Here is a 17141-nt window from a genome sequence, read left to right as displayed (position 1 = left end):
CAGGGGTGGCCGGACATTTGCATAGGCGGCCAGGATATCTCTGACTGGCGCGTTCGCGCGGGGGACACGTGAACTATAACTGGAACTGGGGAATCTTTTTCCAGCCGAACCCGATGGGGACGGGCACCTATCTCGACATGCTGCTGTCGGGCCTGGCGCTGACCCTGAAAACCGCGGCGCTGGCCTGGGTCATCGCGCTGATCACCGGCTCGATCGTCGGCGTCATGCGCACGCTGCCGTCGAAGGGGGCGAACTGGTTCGGCTTCGCCTATGTCGAATTCTTCCGCAACATGCCGCTGTTGGTGCAGCTGTTCCTGTGGTTCTTCGTGCTGCCGGAGCTGCTGCCGAAGGCCGCCGGCATTTGGCTGAAGCAATTGCCGAACGCGCCGTTCTGGACGGCGGCGATCGGCGTCGGCTTCTTCATGTCGGCGCGCGTGGCCGTGCAGCTGCAGGCCGGCATCGGCTCACTGCCGCGCGGGCAGAAGATGGCGGCGACCGCGCTGGGTCTGACCACCGCGCAGGGTTATCGCTATGTGCTGCTGCCGATGGCGTTCCGCATCATCCTGCCGCCGCTGACGTCGGAGTTCCTCAACACCATCAAGAACACGGCGGTCGCGATCACCATCGGCCTGCTCGAGCTGACCGGACAGGCGCGCTCGATGCAGGAATTCTCGTTCCAGGTGTTCGAGGCCTTCACCGCCGCGACCATCCTCTATCTCCTCGTCAACGCCGTCGTGGTGACCGCGATGCGCTTCCTCGAACGCTGGGTCGCGATCCCCGGCTACATCACGGGGAAATAAGCGATGTTCGGCAATCTCGATTTCGACGTCATCCGCCGCGCTCTGCCCTATCTGTTCTACGAGGGCATGACGTTCACACTGACGCTGACGGGCCTTGCAGCCCTCGGTGGCCTCGTCTTCGGCACGGCGCTCGCCCTGATGCGCCTGTCGGGCCTCAAGCTGCTCGGCCGGATCGCCGGGGTCTATGTCGACTTCATGCGCTCGCTGCCGCTGGTGCTGGTGATCTTCTGGTTCTACTTCCTGGTGCCCTATATCGGGCAGTGGCTGACCGGCGCCTCGCGTCCCATCAGCGTCGGCGCGTTCGCATCCTCGCTCATCACCTTCATCATGTTCGAGGCGGCGTACTTCTCCGAGATCATGCGCGCCGGCATCCAGTCGATCTCGCGCGGCCAGCCGGCCGCGGCCAGCGCGCTAGGGCTGACCTACGCCCAGACCATGCGCTACGTCGTGTTGCCGCAAGCTTTCCGCAACATGCTGCCGGTCCTGATCACGCAGACCATCGTGCTGTTCCAGGACACCTCGCTGGTCTACGTCCTCTCGATCACGGACTTCCTGGGAGCGGCGAGCAAGGTCGCGCAGCGCGACGGGCGCCTCGTCGAAATGTACCTGTTCGCAGCCGTCGTCTACTTCACCATTTCCTGTATCGCGTCCTTCGGCGTCCGTCGCCTCCAGGCGCGCATCGCCATCATTCGATAGAGCGTGTCGGTCATGATCGAAATCAGCCACGTCAACAAATGGTACACTCCGAGCTTCCAGGTGCTGACGGATTGCACCACCAGCGTCACCAAGGGCGAGGTCGTGGTGGTCTGCGGTCCGTCGGGCTCGGGCAAGTCGACGCTGATCAAATGCGTCAATGCGCTGGAGCCGTTCCAGAGCGGCGACATCAGCGTCGACGGCACCAAGGTCAACGACCCCAAGACCAATCTGCCCAAGCTGCGCTCGCGCGTCGGCATGGTGTTCCAGCACTTCGAGCTGTTCCCGCACCTCAAGATCATCGACAATCTCTGCCTCGCGCAGCAGAAGGTGCTGGGCAGGTCGTCTGACAAGGCGGTGACGAAGGGCATGATGCTGCTGGATCGCGTCGGCCTGAAGGAGCAGGCGCAGAAGTTTCCCGCGCAGCTTTCCGGCGGCCAGCAGCAGCGCGTGGCGATCGCGCGCGCGCTTGCCATGGACCCGATCGTCATGCTGTTCGACGAGCCGACCTCGGCACTCGATCCCGAAATGGTCAGCGAAGTGCTCGACGTCATGGTCGATCTCGCCCATGAGGGCATGACCATGATGGTCGTCACCCACGAGATGGGGTTTGCCCGCAAAGTGGCCAATCGCGTGATCTTCATGGACCGCGGCGAGATCGTCGAGGACGCGGCGAAGGACGATTTCTTCGGCCAGCCGCGCAGCGACCGCGCGCAGAAGTTCTTGTCGAAGATTCTGTCGCATTAGCTCCCCTGTCATTCCGGGACGCGCCTCTTGGCGCGGGCCCGGAATCCATCGGGCGGCAGTACGCGAGGTAAGATGGATTCCGGGCTCATTCGCTTTGCGAATGCCCCGGAATGACGGATCGAGGGTTTATCGGGCTCGCCAAATCTCCTATACCGGTGGCCAAATCCCCCTTCCCCCCAGGAGACCTGCCTTGGACCCGATCGCCTACGTCAACGGCTCATTCGTCCCGCTCTCGGACGCCAAGATTTCGGTCCTCGATCGCGGCTTCCTTTTTGCCGACGGCATCTATGAGGTCTCGGCCGTGCTCGACGGCAAGCTGGTCGACAACGCCTCGCATCTGGCGCGGCTGGAGCGCTCGGTCGGCGAGATCAGCTTGAAGCTGCCGGAGACGGTCGAGCGCATCACCGAGCTGCAGAAGGAGCTGATCGCGCGCAACAAGGTCGCCAATGGCCTGGTCTATCTCCAGGTGACGCGCGGCGCCGACAAGGGCCGCGACTTTCCGTTTCCCAAGGGCGACGTCAAGTCGAGCCTGGTGATGTTCACCTCGGAGAAGGATATCATCAACGCCGCTTCGGCGAAGACCGGCATCAACGTCATCACCGTGCCAGACATCCGCTGGGAGCGGCGCGACATCAAGAGCGTGGCCCTGCTGGCGCAGGTCTTGGCAAAGCAGGCCGCGGCCGAAGCCGGAGCCGGCGAAGCCTGGATGCTGGAAGATGGCTACGTCACCGAGGGCGGTTCGTCCTCGGCGTTCATCCTCACCAAGGACGACGTCATCGTCACCCGCAAGAACTCCAATGCGATCCTGCCGGGCTGTACCCGCAAGGCCGTGGTGGCGCTCGCCGAGGAACGTCAGCTTCGCGTCGAGGAGCGCTCGTTCACGGTGGCCGAGGCGCTCGCCGCGAAGGAGGCTTTTGCGACGTCGGCCTCGCTGTTCGTCCAGCCGGTGGTCGCCATCGACGGCAAGACCATCGGCGACGGCAAGCCCGGCCCGATGGCGACGCGCCTGCGCGAGATCTACGTGGAGTTCGCCAAGGCGACGGCGGTCTGAGCCGCGCACTCAGCTGCCGTAGGGTGGGCAAAGCGCAGCGTGCCCACGTCCTGCCTATTTGATGGGAAGACGTGGGCACGGCGCAAGTGCGCCTTTGCCCACCCTACGAGACTTACCCGTGAGGGGAGCGCCTCCCGTCACGCCACCGACGCCTTCACCTTCACCGGATGAACCGCACGGAACGCGATCGCGATCCTGTTCCAGGCGTTGATGGCGCCGATCAGCATGGTCAGGTTCACCGTCTCTTCCTCGGAGAACTGCGCACGGACCTGCTCGTAGACGTCATCAGGCGCATGCGTCTGCGAGATCAGCGTGACCGATTCCGTCCAGGCCAGCGCGGCGCGTTCGCGATCGGTGTAAAGCGGGGATTCGCGCCAGGCATCGAGCAGGTAGATGCGCTGCTCGGTCTCGCCGCGCTTGCGGGCGTCCTCGGTGTGCATGTTGATGCAGAAAGCGCAGCCATTGATCTGTGACGCCCGGATCTTGACGAGCTCGATCAGCGATTTCTCGAGCCCCGTGGACTGGATCTGCGTCTCCAGCGCCATCAGCGCTTTAATCGTATCTGGCGCGGCCTGATAGTAGTTCATGCGGGGTTTCATGGTCGTTCTCCTTGCTTGCTGGGTTGAGTCAGTGGGCGCCACCGGCTGAGGTCTGGCCGGGCTTCTTCAGGAACAGGACGGCGGCGAGCGCGACGATCAGCGCCATGCCGAGCAGATAAAACGTGTCGCTGAAGGCGAGAATGTACGCCTGCTTCTGCACGATATGGCCAATCGCGACATACGCGCGATGCGCTGCATCCGCACGGTCGAGGATGCCGTGATTGACGAAATATTGCGTGAGCTGTTCCAGCCGTGTGCGGGTGGCCTGCTCGAACACCGAGACCGACTGCATCAGCACGTTGGAGTGATATTGCTCGCGCTTGGTCAGCACGGTCTGGAGCAGTGCGATGCCGACGGCGCCGCCGAGATTGCGCATCATGTTGAACAGGCCCGAGGCCGAGCCCGCGTTCTCCGGCTCGATGCCGGCGGTAGCGACCGCCGAGAGCGGCGCCATCACCAGCGCCTGGCCGATAGCGCGGACGACGTTGGGCCACAGCAGCTGGTCGGCGGCGTAATCATTGGTCATATAGATGTTCATGAAGTTGGAAGCCGCGAACAACACGAAGCCGACGCCGATGATGATCCGCGCATCGAACTTTTGCATCAGGCGCGGCACCAGCGGAATCAGCAGAAGTTGCGGCAATCCGGTCCAGGCCAGCACCATGCCGATCTGCTCGGAATTGTAGCCCTGGATGCGCGACAGATACTGCGGCAGGATGAAGACCGAGCCGTACAGCGCGATGCCGAGCAGGAAGTTTGCGAGCATGCCGAAGCCGAAATTGCGGCGGACGAGCAGGCGCAGGTTGAGCAGCGGCTTCTTCACCGTGAGCTCGATGATCAGGAAGGCGGTCAGCGCGGCTGCCGCGATCACTGACAGCTTGACGATGAAGGGCGAGCCGAACCAGTCGTCCTTGTTGCCTTCCTCCAGCACGGTCTGCAGCGCCGATAGCCCGATCGCCATGGTGATGATGCCGGCCCAGTCGCCGTCGCGCAGCAGCGCCAGCTTCATCGGCTTGGGCTCGAGCGCGTACCAGAGCATGCCGACCATCACCGCGCCGGGAATGAGGTTGACGTAGAAGATGTACTGCCAGCCAAAATTCTCGGTGAGATAGCCGCCGATGGTCGGGCCGATCGCCGGCGCGAACGTCGCCGACAGCGCGAACAGCGCAAGGCCGACCGGCTGTTTTGCGCGCGGCAGCAGCGTGATGATCAGCGTGAACGCCATCGGAATCAGAACGCCGCCGGTAAATCCCTGCACGGCGCGCAACACGATCATCTGCGGCAAATCCTGCGCAAGTGCACAGGCCGCCGAGAGGATCAGGAACAGGATCGCGTTGGTCAGAAGATAAATCCGGATCGAGAACACCTGCGCCAGCCAGCCGGACAGCGGGATCACCACGATCTCAGCGACCAGATAGGAGGTCGAGATCCAGCCGCCGTCGTCGATGCCGGCGCCGATCGCACCCTGGATGTCGGCGAGCGAGGCGTTGACGATCTGGATGTTCAGCACCGCCATGAAGGCGCCGAGCGTAGCGCCGATCACGGCGACCCAGGTTTTTGCGGATACGGCCGGCGTGCTCGGAGCTGCGGGGGCGGCCAGATTGGTGGCGGCGTCAACGGTCGGTTGCAGCGTGCTCATGGAAGCCTCGTCTCGGGTACGGAGACAGGATGCGTCAGGCGAATGGTTTCGATAATCGATGAAGCTGTGGAAGGATCGTTCGGCAGGATTTGATAATCCTGCCGAGGCCTTCCGGCTTCAGCCGCCGTTCGGGCGGGACGTGTTGCCGGCGAGGCGCTTCGCCGTCTCGCGCTCTGCCAGCACCGCCTGCTTGGTGTCGACCGTCGGCACCGCCGACATGCCGGGGCGCAGCAGGCCGGTGAGGCTGTGGTCGTCGAGCACGATCTTCACCGGCACCCGCTGCACGATCTTGGTGAAATTGCCGGTGGCGTTGTCGGGCGGCAGCAGCGCGAATTCGAGCCCGCTCGCGGGCGACAGGCTGTCGACATGGCCGTGCAGGGTTCGATTGCGAAAACTGTCGACGTGCAACTCGACCGGCTGACCCGGCCGCACATGCGTGAGCTGGGTCTCCTTGAAGTTGGCGACCACGTACACCGCATCGAGCGGCACCACCGCCATCAATTGCGTGCCGGCTTGCACGTACTGGCCGACGCGCAGCGAACGGGCGCCGACGGTGCCCTCGACCGGCGCGGTGATCTCGGTATAGGACAGGTTCAACGCCGCCTGCTGCGCGACAGCGCGGGCCCGTTCGAGCTGGGCCGCCGCCTGGGCGCGCTGGGTGGTGAGCACGTCGATCTTGCGCTGCGCGGCCAGCAGGCCGGATTTCGCGTGCTGCAATTGCGCGCTGCTCGCGCGTAGCGCCGCGTCGGTCTGCTGCGCGCGCTGGATCGTGCCGGAGCCGGTCTTCATGAGGTCGTCGTAACGGGCGCGCTCTTCCTGCGCGAATTTCAGGTTGGCGTCGGCTGCAGTGACGTCAGCCGTGCTCTGCTCGATGATCGGCTGTTGCAGCTCGAGCTGGGCATCGATGTTGCGCACCGAGGCTTCGCCGGCGGCGACGTCGGCTTTGGCCTGGTCGAGCGCCGCCCTGAAGTCGCGATCGTCGATCTTGGCCAGCGCCTGGCCCGCCTTCACCTTTTCGTTGTCACTGACCAGCACCTTGGCGATGTAGCCGGAGATTTTTGGTGCGATGATCGTGGAGTCAGCCTTCACATAGGCATCGTCGGTTGTCTCGAGGTAGCGGCCGTTGGTCCAGTAATCGTGCCCGTAATAAACAGCGGTTGCCGTGCCCGCGAGGAACGCGAGCGCCAGCGCCGCGCGCCGCACCCTGTTCCGGGCCGGGGCAGTCGGCGGGGTCTTGGGGTTATCGGGGGTGATTTCAGTTGCCTGCTGAAAAGTCTCGGCGCGGGGCATCTCGGACATGGAAGTCTCCTATCGGCGTCCTGAGACTATTGGTCTTTCTGGCCTTGGTGATAATCGAGGAAATGCTGGAAGGATTATCCATCAAGGTTGGATAATCCGGAGAGGTCGCCTTGGTTGTGATATCTAGCGAACCAGACCCGCGACTGCCCCAGCGGGATTGCCGCGCCCGTCGAGCGATTGCTGCTAACGCATGCGTCCTGCTCCACGCGAAGCTTCATGCGGGGTGAGATCCCGTGTTTTGATAGATAATCGGGGTGAATTCCTTGCGATTATCCATCAAAGGCGGATAATCAGGTGCCATGGATCGATTGACCAGCCTCGAAGTCTTCAGCCGGGTGGTAGAGACCGGCGGCTTCTCTGCAGCCGCCCGCAAGCTCAACATGTCGACCACCATGGTGAGCAATCACGTTCAGGCGCTGGAAGACCGGCTCGGGGTGAGGCTGCTTCAGCGGACCACGCGCAAGGTCAACCTCACCGAGATCGGCAAGGCCTATTACGACCGTTGCGTCCAGATCCTCGCCGACATCGAACAGGCCGACGATATCGCAGGCGAATTGCAGTCGGTGCCCCGCGGCACGCTGCGCATCCATGTCGCCACGCATATGGTGCAGTTCGTCGCGCCTGTCGTGGCAAAGCTTCTGTCGACCTATTCGGACCTCAAGGTCGATCTGCGCATGGGCGAAGGCGACGTCGATCTCATCGAGGAAGGCTACGACGTCGCCTTGCGCATGACCTCGCCGCCGGATTCAAGCCTGATCGTCCGCAGCCTCGCTACCTGGCGTCACGTGCTGTGCTGCTCGCACGATTATCTCGAGAAGCACGGCCGGGTGCAGAAGCTCGACGAGCTCGCCGCGCATAATTGTGGCCGGCACCTGAATTACCCGTTCGGCGATGAATGGCGCTTCCTCGATCGCAAAGGCGCACCGGCCTCCGTACGCATCTCGGGCAGCTTCGTCACCAATAGCGGAGAAGCGCTGCGCAAGGTCGCACTGGAGGGGGCCGCCATCTGCCTGATGGCGGGATTTCTCATTCAGGACGACCTCGAAGCCGGCCGTCTCGTGCGCCTCTTGCCGGAATATCGGACGATCGAGCTGTCGATGAACGCGGTCTATCCGCATCGTCATCATCTGTCGGCAAAGGTCAGGACCTTCATCGACCTGCTCGCGCAGCACAGCGCCGAGCAGCAAAAGCTGATCAATCCGTATTCGTGAGCCGCGCCGGCAGCGGCCGTGTCGTAGGGTGGGCAAAGGCGCCTTTGCGCCGTGCCCACGATCTGTCAATTGGTGGACAGAAGACGTGGGCACGCTTCGCTTTGCCCACCCTACGAGAGCGTCAATGCGGCGGCGGCAGCCGTCCGAACAGCTTTTCAACCGCCAAGCCGATCGCGAGCAGGCGGCGATCGCTTCCGGCAGGGCCATCGAGTTCAAGTCCGATCGGCAATCTGCTGGTGGCGCCGAGCGCGATCGGGAGCTGGATGCCGGGAATACCGGCATTGCTGCCGGGATCGGTGTTCTGGATGAACAGTCCGAAGTTCTCGAGGCTGCTGGAGTCTGGGTTGGAGGCGATCGCGACGCGCGGCGTGGTTGGGAAAGCGATGGCGTCGAGCCGATGATCGGCGAAGGTCCTGGCATAGAGCGCCTGTAGCGCCGGTCGTGCGGTCTTGATGGCCGCGTCGTAGATCGGCCTGGCATCGAGCAGCGTATTGTCCGGACCCGGCAATTTGCGCGGGATGACGAGGCCATCATAGGTGCCCTTCACGTCGGGGCTCGCAATCTCCCTCGCCAGCGCTTCGATGGTGAGGCCTGTGCCGGTGTGGGCGAGATATCCGACCATATCGTCATAGGCTTCATACAGCGCGACCGGGAAGCCGACCTGGCCGTTGAGTTCGGCGAGCTGCGGCATCTCGACCTCGACGATCGTGACGCCGTGGGCCTTCATCTGCACGATAGCGGCCTGGAAGGCGGCTTCGGTGTCGACATCGAGATTGGTCAACATGGTCTTCACGACGCCGATCCGCACCTGCTTCAGGTCGGCCGGTAGGGCCGCCTCGCCATTCGTGATCACGCGATCGAGCAGCTCGACGTCGGCCACGGTCGCAGCCATCGGGCCTGCAGTGTCGCGCGTGTGCGAGATCGGGGCGATGCCTTCCTGTGGATAGCGCCCGACGGTCGGGCGCAGCGAGGCGCATCCGTTCAGGGCGGCGGGCACGCGCACCGATCCACCCGTGTCGGTGCCGAGCCCGCCTGAGACGATCCGCGCGCCGATCGCAGCACCGGTCCCTGACGAGGAGCCGCCGGCGATCAGGGTGCGGTCATAGGCGTTGCGCACGCCGAACTCCGCGCCGGTCTTGAACGCGGTGTTGTAGCCGGAGATGCCGAAGGCGAGCTCGTGCATGCTGGTTTTGCCGATGATGACCGCGCCCGCAGCGCGCAGCTTTGCCACGACGGGCGCATCGGCTTTCGGAACGTAATCTCTGAGTGCGGGTGTGCCAGCGCTACAGGGCAGTCCCGCGACCTCGATGTTGTCCTTGATCACGACGGGCACACCGCCGAGCGGCTTGTCCTTGTCACCCGTTGTGTCGAATGCCGCGGCGGCCTTCAAGGCGCCGGCCTCGTCCAGCGTGACGAAGGCATTGAGATCGGCATTGGCCTTGGCGCGGGCGAGAGCCTCCGTTGTGAGCGCGGTACTCTTGACTGTCCCGGCGCGGAGGGCGGCCGCGGCCTGGGTCAGGGTCAATTGGTCGAAATCCATGATGCGTCACCCGATTGGTGGGCAGCCATCAGGGCCCCCCGGGGATAGAGGCTGAAGCCTCGCCGGCTCCGCGTCAACCGGTGGCGCGCAGCTTTGCCGGCGGCGACGGGTGGAGTTCATTGAACAGCCGCTCGACCTCGATCTTCGCCTTCGCGATCGCGGCGTCCTTGACCGGGCCGTAGCCGCGGATGTCCATCGGCACTGCTGCGATTGCGACCAGACCTGGCAGATGCGCGGCATCGAACCTGCCGAGCATCCGCTCGATCAAACCTTCATACCAGGCAATCAGCTCGCGCTCGTTGCGCCTTTCCCCGGTGTAGCCGAACGGATCGAACCGCGTGCCGCGCAGCCCCTTCAGCCGCGCGAGCATGGCGAGCGGCATCTGGATCCATTGGCCGAAGGCGCGTTTGCGCGGACGCCCACGTGCGTCGCGCCGCGACGGCAGGAAGGGCGGGGCGAGGTGATACTGGACGCTGAAGCCGTCCTCGAATTCGCGCTTCAGCTCGTCGAGGAATCCGCCCTGCATGTGCAGACGCGCCACCTCATACTCGTCCTTGTAGGCCATCAGCTTGAACAGGGCGCGTGCGACGGCCTCGGTCAGGGCCTCGCTGTTCAGGACAGCTTCGGCGCGGCGGACCCTCGCGACGGTCGCCCGGTAGCGCGCCGCATAGGCGGCGTCCTGATAGGCAGTGAGGAATTCGGCGCGCCGCTCGATCATCTGGTCGAGCGTCTCGATCTTGGGCGCTTCGTCGACTTTCGGCAAAAAGTCCGGATCGGCGGCCGCAATCCGGCCCCAGGCAAAGGCCTGCTTGTTGCGTTCGACCGCGACGCCGTTGAGCTCGATTGCACGCAGCAGCGCTTGCAGCGAAATCGGCACCAGTCCGCGCTGCCAGGCAAAGCCCAGCATGATGATGTTGGCATAGACGGCATCGCCGAGCAGTCGTTCAGCCAGCGCGTTGGCGTTGATGGTGCTGAGATTGCCCTCGCCGATGACTTGGCCGATTGCACGCAAGCGCGCGGGGGAGGCGAGATCGGCGTCGCGGAAGCGGACGACGTCGCCGGTCGGCATCTCCGCGGTGTTGATCGCGGCGCGCGTGCCGCGGCGGTAGGTGCCGGAGGCCTTCGGCGAGGAGCTGACGACGAGATCGCAGCCGATCAGCGCATCGGCTGCGCCCTGGTCGATACGGACCTGATGCAGCGCCGCAGGGCTCGAGGCGAGGCGGATGTAGCTCAGCACGGGCCCGAATTTCTGCGCGAAGCCGGTGAAGTCCAGCACTGAGACGCCGCGGCTTTCGAGGTGCGCCGCCATGCCTATCAGCGCGCCGACAGTAATCACGCCGGTACCGCCGACGCCGGTCACCAGCAGGTCGTAAGAACGGTCGAGTGCCGCCGTCGCGGGCAACGGAAGTGTGGCGGCGCGCCCAACCGCGTCGATCTGGCTCGCGTTCTTCTTGCGACGCGTCGCGCCTTCGACGGTCACAAAACTCGGGCAGAAGCCGTTGAGGCAGGAAAAATCCTTGTTGCAGGTCGACAGGTTGATCTGGCGCTTGCGGCCGAACGGCGTCTCCTTCGGCTCGACGCTGAGGCAGTTGGATTCCACCGAGCAGTCGCCGCAGCCCTCGCAGACGAGATCGTTGATATAGGCGAAGCGCTTCGGGTCGGCCATCTGCCCGCGCTTGCGCCGGCGTCGCTTCTCCGTGGCGCAGGTCTGCTGATAGATCAGGACCGAGACGCCGGGGACATCGCGCAGCTCGCGCTGCACGGCATCCATCTCCTCGCGCGGATGAAGGGTGACGCCGGCCGGCAGGTCGGCAGGCGAGAACTGTGCCGGATCATCCGACACCAGCGCGATGCGCGCCACACCTTCGGCGCGGACGCTGTGGGCGATGGCATGCACGCTGATGGGACCGTCGACCGGCTGGCCACCGGTCATCGCGACGGCGTCGTTGAACAGGATCTTGTAGGTGATGTTGGCCTTGGCGGCGATCGCCTGCCGGATCGCCATCGAGCCGGAGTGGTAATAGGTGCCTTCGCCGAGGTTCTGAAAGATGTGCTTGTGACCGGTGAAGCGTGACGACGCCGCCCAGTTGACGCCTTCACCGCCCATCTGGATCAGTGACGAGGTCTCCCGGTCCATCCAGCTTGCCATGAAGTGACAACCGATGCCGGCCAGCGCCTTGGAGCCTTCAGGTACCTTTGTTGACGTGTTGTGCGGGCAACCCGAGCAGAAATACGGCGTGCGCGTCGCGCCAGAGACGTTGATGGTGCGTGCGGCCTCCGGCATCAGAGCGGCCGCGCGTGCGGCGAGATTGAGGCCTGGAAACATCGGATCAAGCCGGCGCGCCAGCACGCCCGCGAGCGCGCGAGGCGACAATTCGCCGATCCAGGAGATCAGCCTGGCGCCGGTTTCGTCGTGCTTGCCGACCACGCGCTCCGGCTTGCTGCCAGGATAGTCGTAAAAATATTCCTTGAACTGGCTCTCGATGATGCCGCGCTTCTCCTCGACCACGAGGATCTCGCGCTTGCCCTTCACAAAATCCATGGCGTCATGCAGCGCCAGCGGCCAGACCATGCCGACCTTGTAGACGTCGATGCCGATGCTGCGGCAGGCGGCCTCGTCAAGGCCCATCAGCCGCAGCGCCTCCATCAGGTCCAGATGGGCCTTGCCCGTGGTGACGATGCCGTAGGTGGCATCCGCAATGTCGTAGATGTGACGGTCGATCGGATTGGCCTTGGCGAAGGCGTAGACCGCGTGCTTCTTCGCCTCGAGCCGTTCCTCGATCTGCGGGCCCGGCAGATCAGGCCAGCGATAGTGCAGGCCGCCTGGCGGCGGCGTGAACTCGGGCGTGCGGAAGTGGCGCGGCGGCTGCAGCGCGACGGAGGCGCTCGACTCGACGATCTCCGAGATCGCCTTGAAGCCGACCCACATGCCGGAGAAGCGACTCAGTGCATAGCCATATTCGCCGAACGCGAGATACTCGCCGACGCTTGTGGGATGCAGCGTCGGCATGAACCAGCTCATGAAGGCGACATCGGACTGGTGCGGCATCGAGGAGGAGACGCAGCCATGGTCGTCGCCGGCGACCACCAGCACGCCGCCATGCGGCGAGGAGCCGTAGGCATTGCCATGCTTCAGCGCATCGCCGGAGCGATCGACGCCCGGGCCCTTGCCGTACCAGAGGCCGAACACGCCATCGACCTCGCGATCTCCTTGCGTCTCGACCTGCTGCGAGCCAAGCACCGCGGTCGCGGCGAGGTCCTCATTCACTGCGGGGAGGAATTCGATGCGGTCCCGCTTCAGCCGCTCCTGGATGCGCCAGAGCTCGAGGTCGATGCCGCCGAGCGGCGAGCCGCGATAGCCTGAGATGAAGCCGGCCGTGTTGAGCCCCGCGGCCCGGTCGCGCCTGACTTGGTCGAGCGCGATGCGGACGATGGCCTGTGTGCCCGTAAGGAAGACGCGGCCGTGTTCACGATCGTAGCGATCGGAGAGTTCGTAGGGGTCGAGTGACGGAAAGGCGTCCATGCGGACCTCCCGCGGCATCCTTGCCGATGCTGGAAGGTTAGGCCTGGGAGGCTGGTAGGTCTTACCTATTCATCCCCATTGGCGTGAATAATCGGTAGAATTTTGCAAGGTGTCGGCAAATTTGGTAGATTTAACTGAATTGTGAGGTCGCCATGATCGAAGACCAGGACACCCGGATTCTCGCCCACCTCCAGAAAGACGGCCGCGCCACCAACCAGCAGCTCGCCGACGAGGTCGGCATGTCCACCTCTGCCTGTTGGCGACGCGTGCGCGCGCTGGAGGAGGCCGGCATCATCCAGGGCTATGCGGCGCTGGTCGCGCGCGAGCCGGCGGGCTTTGCGATGTCCGCCATTCTCCACGTCTCGCTGGAACGGCACGATGCAAAGTTCGTCGACGAATTCGTCGCGCGGGTAACCAAACGCCGCGAGGTGCTGGAGTGCTTTGCGACCACGGGCGACGCCGATTATCATTTGCGCGTCGTCGTGCAGGACATGGCGGCCTACAACCGCTTCCTCGACGAGTTCATGTTCCGCATTCCCGGCATCCGCTACGTCCGCAGCAACGTGGTGCTGAAGGAGATCAAGTCGAGTGTGGCGCTGCCGTTTTGATTCCCGAGAGATGCCGTAGGGTGGGCAAAGCGAAGCGTGCCCACGATCTTTCACGACGGAAAAAGATGGTGGGCACGGCGCAAGAGCGCCTTTGCCCACCCTACGGCACCGGTGCTGCGGGGCCGCTAGCGCCCCTCCCGCACAAACCTGTTCCGCAACGTCCCGACACCGGTGATGTCGATCTCCACGACGTCACCGTGCTTGATGTCGGGCGAGGCGCCGTCCGTGCCCATCCAGATCACGTCGCCGGGCCATAAGGTAAAATACTTGGTCAGCTCGACCAGGAACGGCACCACGCCGAAGATCATGTCGTTGGTCGCGAAGCGATTGGTCTCCTTGCCGTTGACCCGGACGATCGTTTCCATCTGTTCGAGATCGGCTTCGGTCTCGATCCACGGTCCCATCGGCTTGAACGTGTCGGCGTTCTTCGAGCGCCACAGGCTACGATCGGCCTTCTGCCAGCTGCGCTCGCTGACGTCGTTGCCGATGGTGTAGCCGAACACGCAATCCATCGCGTTGTCCTCCGTGAGATGCTTTACCTTCTTGCCGATGACGACGACGAGCTCGCCCTCGTAGTGGATTTTCTCCGTCGCAAAGGACGGGATCACGACGTCCTCGTCATGTGCGATCAGCGCGTTCTGGGCGCGATAGCCGATCTCGGGACGGTCAGGCACGGCCGGCACGGTGCCGGCCTTGTCGGCGGCTTCCTTCAGGTGCTTGAGGTAGTTCAAGCCGACGCAATAGAAGGTGCGGGGGATCAGTGGCAACTCGATCTTCACGTCCGACAGCGAATGCGTGCGCGAGCTGCGTTGCCATTCGTCGAAGGGATCGCCTTCGACTGCGATTACCTTGTCGTCCTCGATGATTCCCCACGAGGTCTTGCCTGCATCAGTAAATTTCAGCCAGCGCATGCCTAGTCCTCGTTGCTATTCCGCGGCATCGCGCGGCGGCACCTTCCAGGCGCCGGCCGCGGGCCGCTTCAGTCCGAGATTTTCGCGCAGCGTCTTGCCGCGATAGTCTTTCTGAAACAGTCCGCGGCGTTGCAGCTCCGGGACGACATGCTGGACGAAATCGGCGTAGGAGCCGGGCACATAGGTCGCGGCGATGACAAAGCCGTCGCAGCCGCGCTCGACAAACATCTCCTCGAGCTTGTCCGCGATCTCCTTGGGGCCGCCGACCATTGCGTCCTGCACCTGGCCGCGGCCGGAGAAAGTGACGAGTCGCGCGCGCTCGGATTGCTCTTGCCCGAATTCTTCAGCACGCCGTCGCGGATGCCCAGGATACCCTGCATGCTCTTCAGCTCGTCAGTGGTCAGCGGCTCATCGAGATCCTTGGAGGCGAAGTCGTAGTTGAGCGCTTCGGCAAGCAGCGACAGCGCGTCGATCTGGAGCGGCAGCTTGTTGATCAGCGCCATCCTGTCCTCGGCTTCCGCCTTGGTCGCGCCACAGACCGGCGTCGTCAGATTGCAAAGGAACATCTGGTCGGGGTCGCGGCCGGCTTTGGCGGCCTCGTTGCGCACGGACGCATAGCCGTCCTTGGCGCCCTGAAGATTGCGCGCGGCGGTGAAGATCACCTCGCCCCACCGCCCGGCAAAGCGCTGGCCTCGGCCCGATGCCCCGGCCTGGATGATCACGGGATGGCCCTGCTGCGAACGCGGCACGGTGAACGGCCCGCGTGACTTGAACGCCGCGCCCTTGTGGTCGAGCCGCTTCACCTTGGTCGGATCGGCAAAGCGGCCGGTCTTCTTGTCCATGATAAGCGCGCCGTCTTCCCAGGTGTCCCAATGGCCGAGCACGACCTCCATGAACTCGTCGGCCTTGTCGTAGCGGGAATCATGTTCTGGATGGGAGTCGCGCCCCATGTTGAGCGCCTCGCCGTCGTTGAGCGAGGTGACGACGTTCCAGCCGGCGCGTCCGCCGGACATGAGATCGAGCGTCGCGAAGCGGCGGGCGACGTCGAACGGTTCGTAATAAGTGGTCGAGCACGTCGCGCCCAGCCCGAGCTTCTCGGTGACCATGCCCATCGTGGTCAGCACGATCAGCGGATCCATCTTCACGCAGCGGATGCCGTATTCGACGGTATGGGCGTGGTCGTTGCCGTAGCGGTCCGGCATCGCCAGGCGGTCGTCGAAGAAGGCCATGTGGAACTTGCCGGCTTCGAGAATTCTGCCGATCTCCTGATAATAGTCCGCCGACATCGAATCGTCGCGCGAATCCGGATGCCGCCAGGAGCTCGGCAGGTTGGTGCAGTTCTGCGCCTGGAGAAAGCCGACCAGGACCATCTGTCGATTCATGCTGCTGTTCTCCTGATGCCGTCAGGCCAGATCGAGGACGGTGTCGAGCCGGTATTCCCGCGCCAGCGCGCGCAGCTTTTCCAAGGTGGCATCCTCGATCTCGATGCCGTCGCGCAGGCGCTGCTGCTCGCGCAGGCCCTCGATCTCGCCGGGATAGTAGACGCCTTTGCTGCCCTCTGACGGCGGCGTCGATTTCAGATAGCGCGCGAACTCGGCGACCTCGCGCTTGAACTCCTGCAGCGGGCGGAATGCGGCGACATTGAACACCGCCATGAAGCAGCCGTCATTGTGTCGCCCCGTCGGCTCGACGCCGAAGCCGAGGCCGGTGAGGAGGCCGCACAGCACCTCGACCATCGCAGCAAGGCCGCTGCCTTTGTAACCCTCGGTGCCGCCGAGCGGCAGCAGCGCACCACCCTTGCGGTATTGGGTCGGATCGGTGGTGTGCCGTCCCTCGGCATCGATGATCCAGCCCGTCGGAATCTCCTCGCCGCGCGCGACCGCGAGCTGGATCTTGCCGGCCGCGACAGCTGAAGTCGCCATATCCAGATAGAACGGCGCATCGAGATCGGACGGCACCGCGATCGAGATCGGGTTGGTGCCGAGCCGCGCTTCCTTGCCGCCGAACGGCGCCACGTGCTTCGGCGAGCGGCCGGAATCCGCCGTGGCAATCCCGATCATGCCTGCGCGCATCGCCATCAAGGGGTAGGCGGCGAGGCGGCCGACATGGCTTTGCCGGAACACGGTGCAGGCAGCGACATTCGCCGTCCTGGCTTTCTCGATCGTCAGCGCCATCGCCTTGGCGTTGACGTGGAAACCAAAGCCCCAGTGACCGTCGATCACGGTCGTGGTCGGCGATTCCTGGACCACGGTCCATTTGGCGCCGGGAACGATGTGGCCCGCCTTGATCCGGTCGATATAGGTGGGAACGGCGATCACGCCGTGGGAATCATGGCCGGCGAGATTGGCGTTGACGCAGCCGACCGCGACGGCGTCGGCTTCTTCCTCGGAGGCTCCGGCGACGCGGAGCAGGGCGGCGCTGACGCGCGTGAGGCGATCGGCCGTGACGATCGGCATGGCGTTCCCCGGGGTCTTTGCCCTTGGCGGGCACTGATTGTTGGAGGCCATCGTCTCAAAGCGC

General features: G+C 64.2%; 13 protein-coding genes and 1 pseudogene. 6 read left to right on the top strand and 8 right to left on the bottom strand.

What is annotated here, in order from left to right; genetic code table 11:
• Positions 1–68 precede the first annotated feature (68 nt).
• The 4 genes from GGD65_RS37015 (at position 69) to GGD65_RS37000 (ending at position 3291) form a co-directional block, all read left to right on the top strand.
• On the top strand, positions 69–800 hold the full coding sequence (locus GGD65_RS37015; RefSeq protein WP_183233351.1) for an amino acid ABC transporter permease: 732 nt from the start codon (positions 69–71) through the stop codon (positions 798–800).
• A gap of 3 nt (positions 801–803) precedes the next feature.
• Positions 804–1496 carry an amino acid ABC transporter permease gene (locus GGD65_RS37010; RefSeq protein WP_018321510.1) on the top strand — a complete coding sequence of 231 codons (693 nt, stop codon included), beginning with the start codon at positions 804–806 and terminating at the stop codon, positions 1494–1496.
• Positions 1497–1508: 12 nt separating this feature from the next.
• Positions 1509–2240 carry an amino acid ABC transporter ATP-binding protein gene (locus tag GGD65_RS37005; RefSeq protein WP_018321511.1) on the top strand — a complete coding sequence of 244 codons (732 nt, stop codon included), beginning with the start codon at positions 1509–1511 and terminating at the stop codon, positions 2238–2240.
• Between the two features lie 190 nt (positions 2241–2430).
• Positions 2431–3291, top strand: coding sequence for a D-amino-acid transaminase (locus tag GGD65_RS37000; protein WP_179731731.1), 861 nt, complete (start codon positions 2431–2433; stop codon positions 3289–3291).
• 137 nt (positions 3292–3428) lie between these two features.
• Here GGD65_RS37000 and GGD65_RS36995 read toward each other — a convergent pair whose 3' ends face one another.
• The 3 genes from GGD65_RS36995 to GGD65_RS36985 all read right to left on the bottom strand — a co-directional run bounded on the left by GGD65_RS36995 (position 3429) and on the right by GGD65_RS36985 (position 6828).
• Positions 3429–3890 carry a carboxymuconolactone decarboxylase family protein gene (locus GGD65_RS36995; protein ID WP_183238387.1) on the bottom strand — a complete coding sequence of 154 codons (462 nt, stop codon included), beginning with the start codon at positions 3888–3890 and terminating at the stop codon, positions 3429–3431.
• A 28-nt stretch (positions 3891–3918) separates the two neighbouring features.
• Positions 3919–5529 carry an MDR family MFS transporter gene (locus GGD65_RS36990; protein ID WP_183238386.1) on the bottom strand — a complete coding sequence of 537 codons (1611 nt, stop codon included), beginning with the start codon at positions 5527–5529 and terminating at the stop codon, positions 3919–3921.
• Between the two features lie 117 nt (positions 5530–5646).
• The gene (locus GGD65_RS36985) at positions 5647–6828 is read right to left on the bottom strand and encodes an HlyD family secretion protein (RefSeq protein ID WP_179731727.1); all 1182 of its coding nucleotides are present in this window, start codon (positions 6826–6828) and stop codon (positions 5647–5649) included.
• A 299-nt stretch (positions 6829–7127) separates the two neighbouring features.
• Between GGD65_RS36985 and GGD65_RS36980 the strand changes: the two genes are divergently transcribed.
• Positions 7128–8039: a LysR family transcriptional regulator gene (locus tag GGD65_RS36980; RefSeq protein ID WP_183238385.1), complete on the top strand. Its 912-nt coding sequence runs from the start codon at positions 7128–7130 to the stop codon at positions 8037–8039.
• Positions 8040–8160: 121 nt separating this feature from the next.
• On the opposite strand, the gene iaaH is transcribed toward GGD65_RS36980, so the two are convergent.
• Positions 8161–9579, bottom strand: coding sequence for an indoleacetamide hydrolase (gene iaaH, locus GGD65_RS36975; RefSeq protein ID WP_183238384.1), 1419 nt, complete (start codon positions 9577–9579; stop codon positions 8161–8163).
• 73 nt (positions 9580–9652) lie between these two features.
• Positions 9653–13102: an indolepyruvate ferredoxin oxidoreductase family protein gene (locus tag GGD65_RS36970; protein WP_183238383.1), complete on the bottom strand. Its 3450-nt coding sequence runs from the start codon at positions 13100–13102 to the stop codon at positions 9653–9655.
• Between the two features lie 152 nt (positions 13103–13254).
• On the opposite strand from GGD65_RS36970, the gene GGD65_RS36965 reads away from it, so the two are divergent.
• Positions 13255–13710: an Lrp/AsnC family transcriptional regulator gene (locus tag GGD65_RS36965; protein WP_018321519.1), complete on the top strand. Its 456-nt coding sequence runs from the start codon at positions 13255–13257 to the stop codon at positions 13708–13710.
• 125 nt (positions 13711–13835) lie between these two features.
• Here GGD65_RS36965 and GGD65_RS36960 read toward each other — a convergent pair whose 3' ends face one another.
• From GGD65_RS36960 to GGD65_RS36950, 3 genes and pseudogenes are all read right to left on the bottom strand, one after another.
• Positions 13836–14621 (bottom strand): fumarylacetoacetate hydrolase family protein, encoded by a 786-nt coding sequence (locus GGD65_RS36960; RefSeq protein WP_183238382.1) that lies wholly within the window; start codon positions 14619–14621, stop codon positions 13836–13838.
• A 15-nt stretch (positions 14622–14636) separates the two neighbouring features.
• Positions 14637–16003: pseudogene (locus GGD65_RS36955) on the bottom strand (LLM class flavin-dependent oxidoreductase).
• Between the two features lie 21 nt (positions 16004–16024).
• A complete protein-coding gene (locus GGD65_RS36950) occupies positions 16025–17077 on the bottom strand; it encodes an Ldh family oxidoreductase (RefSeq protein ID WP_183238381.1) in 1053 nt (350 codons plus the stop codon).
• Positions 17078–17141 lie beyond the last annotated feature (64 nt).

It is taken from the genome of Bradyrhizobium sp. CIR18 (genome assembly GCF_014198295.1).
GTDB lineage: Bacteria > Pseudomonadota > Alphaproteobacteria > Rhizobiales > Xanthobacteraceae > Bradyrhizobium.
The sequence above is the reverse complement of the archived record's forward strand: the minus strand, read 5'-3'. Positions and strand labels throughout refer to the sequence as shown.

Excerpts from the sequence above, each read along its gene's own strand:
- GGD65_RS37010 (WP_018321510.1), top strand. The coding sequence starts at position 804 with ATGTTCGGCAATCTCGATTTCGACGTCATCCGCCGCGCTCTGCCCTAT.
- GGD65_RS37005 (WP_018321511.1), top strand. The coding sequence starts at position 1,509 with ATGATCGAAATCAGCCACGTCAACAAATGGTACACTCCGAGCTTCCAG.
- GGD65_RS36995 (WP_183238387.1), bottom strand. The coding sequence starts at position 3,890 with ATGAAACCCCGCATGAACTACTATCAGGCCGCGCCAGATACGATTAAA.
- GGD65_RS36990 (WP_183238386.1), bottom strand. The coding sequence starts at position 5,529 with ATGAGCACGCTGCAACCGACCGTTGACGCCGCCACCAATCTGGCCGCC.
- GGD65_RS36985 (WP_179731727.1), bottom strand. The coding sequence starts at position 6,828 with ATGTCCGAGATGCCCCGCGCCGAGACTTTTCAGCAGGCAACTGAAATC.
- GGD65_RS36980 (WP_183238385.1), top strand. The coding sequence starts at position 7,128 with ATGGATCGATTGACCAGCCTCGAAGTCTTCAGCCGGGTGGTAGAGACC.
- iaaH (WP_183238384.1), bottom strand. The coding sequence starts at position 9,579 with ATGGATTTCGACCAATTGACCCTGACCCAGGCCGCGGCCGCCCTCCGC.
- GGD65_RS36970 (WP_183238383.1), bottom strand. The coding sequence starts at position 13,102 with ATGGACGCCTTTCCGTCACTCGACCCCTACGAACTCTCCGATCGCTAC.
- GGD65_RS36965 (WP_018321519.1), top strand. The coding sequence starts at position 13,255 with ATGATCGAAGACCAGGACACCCGGATTCTCGCCCACCTCCAGAAAGAC.
- GGD65_RS36960 (WP_183238382.1), bottom strand. The coding sequence starts at position 14,621 with ATGCGCTGGCTGAAATTTACTGATGCAGGCAAGACCTCGTGGGGAATC.
- GGD65_RS36950 (WP_183238381.1), bottom strand. The coding sequence starts at position 17,077 with ATGCCGATCGTCACGGCCGATCGCCTCACGCGCGTCAGCGCCGCCCTG.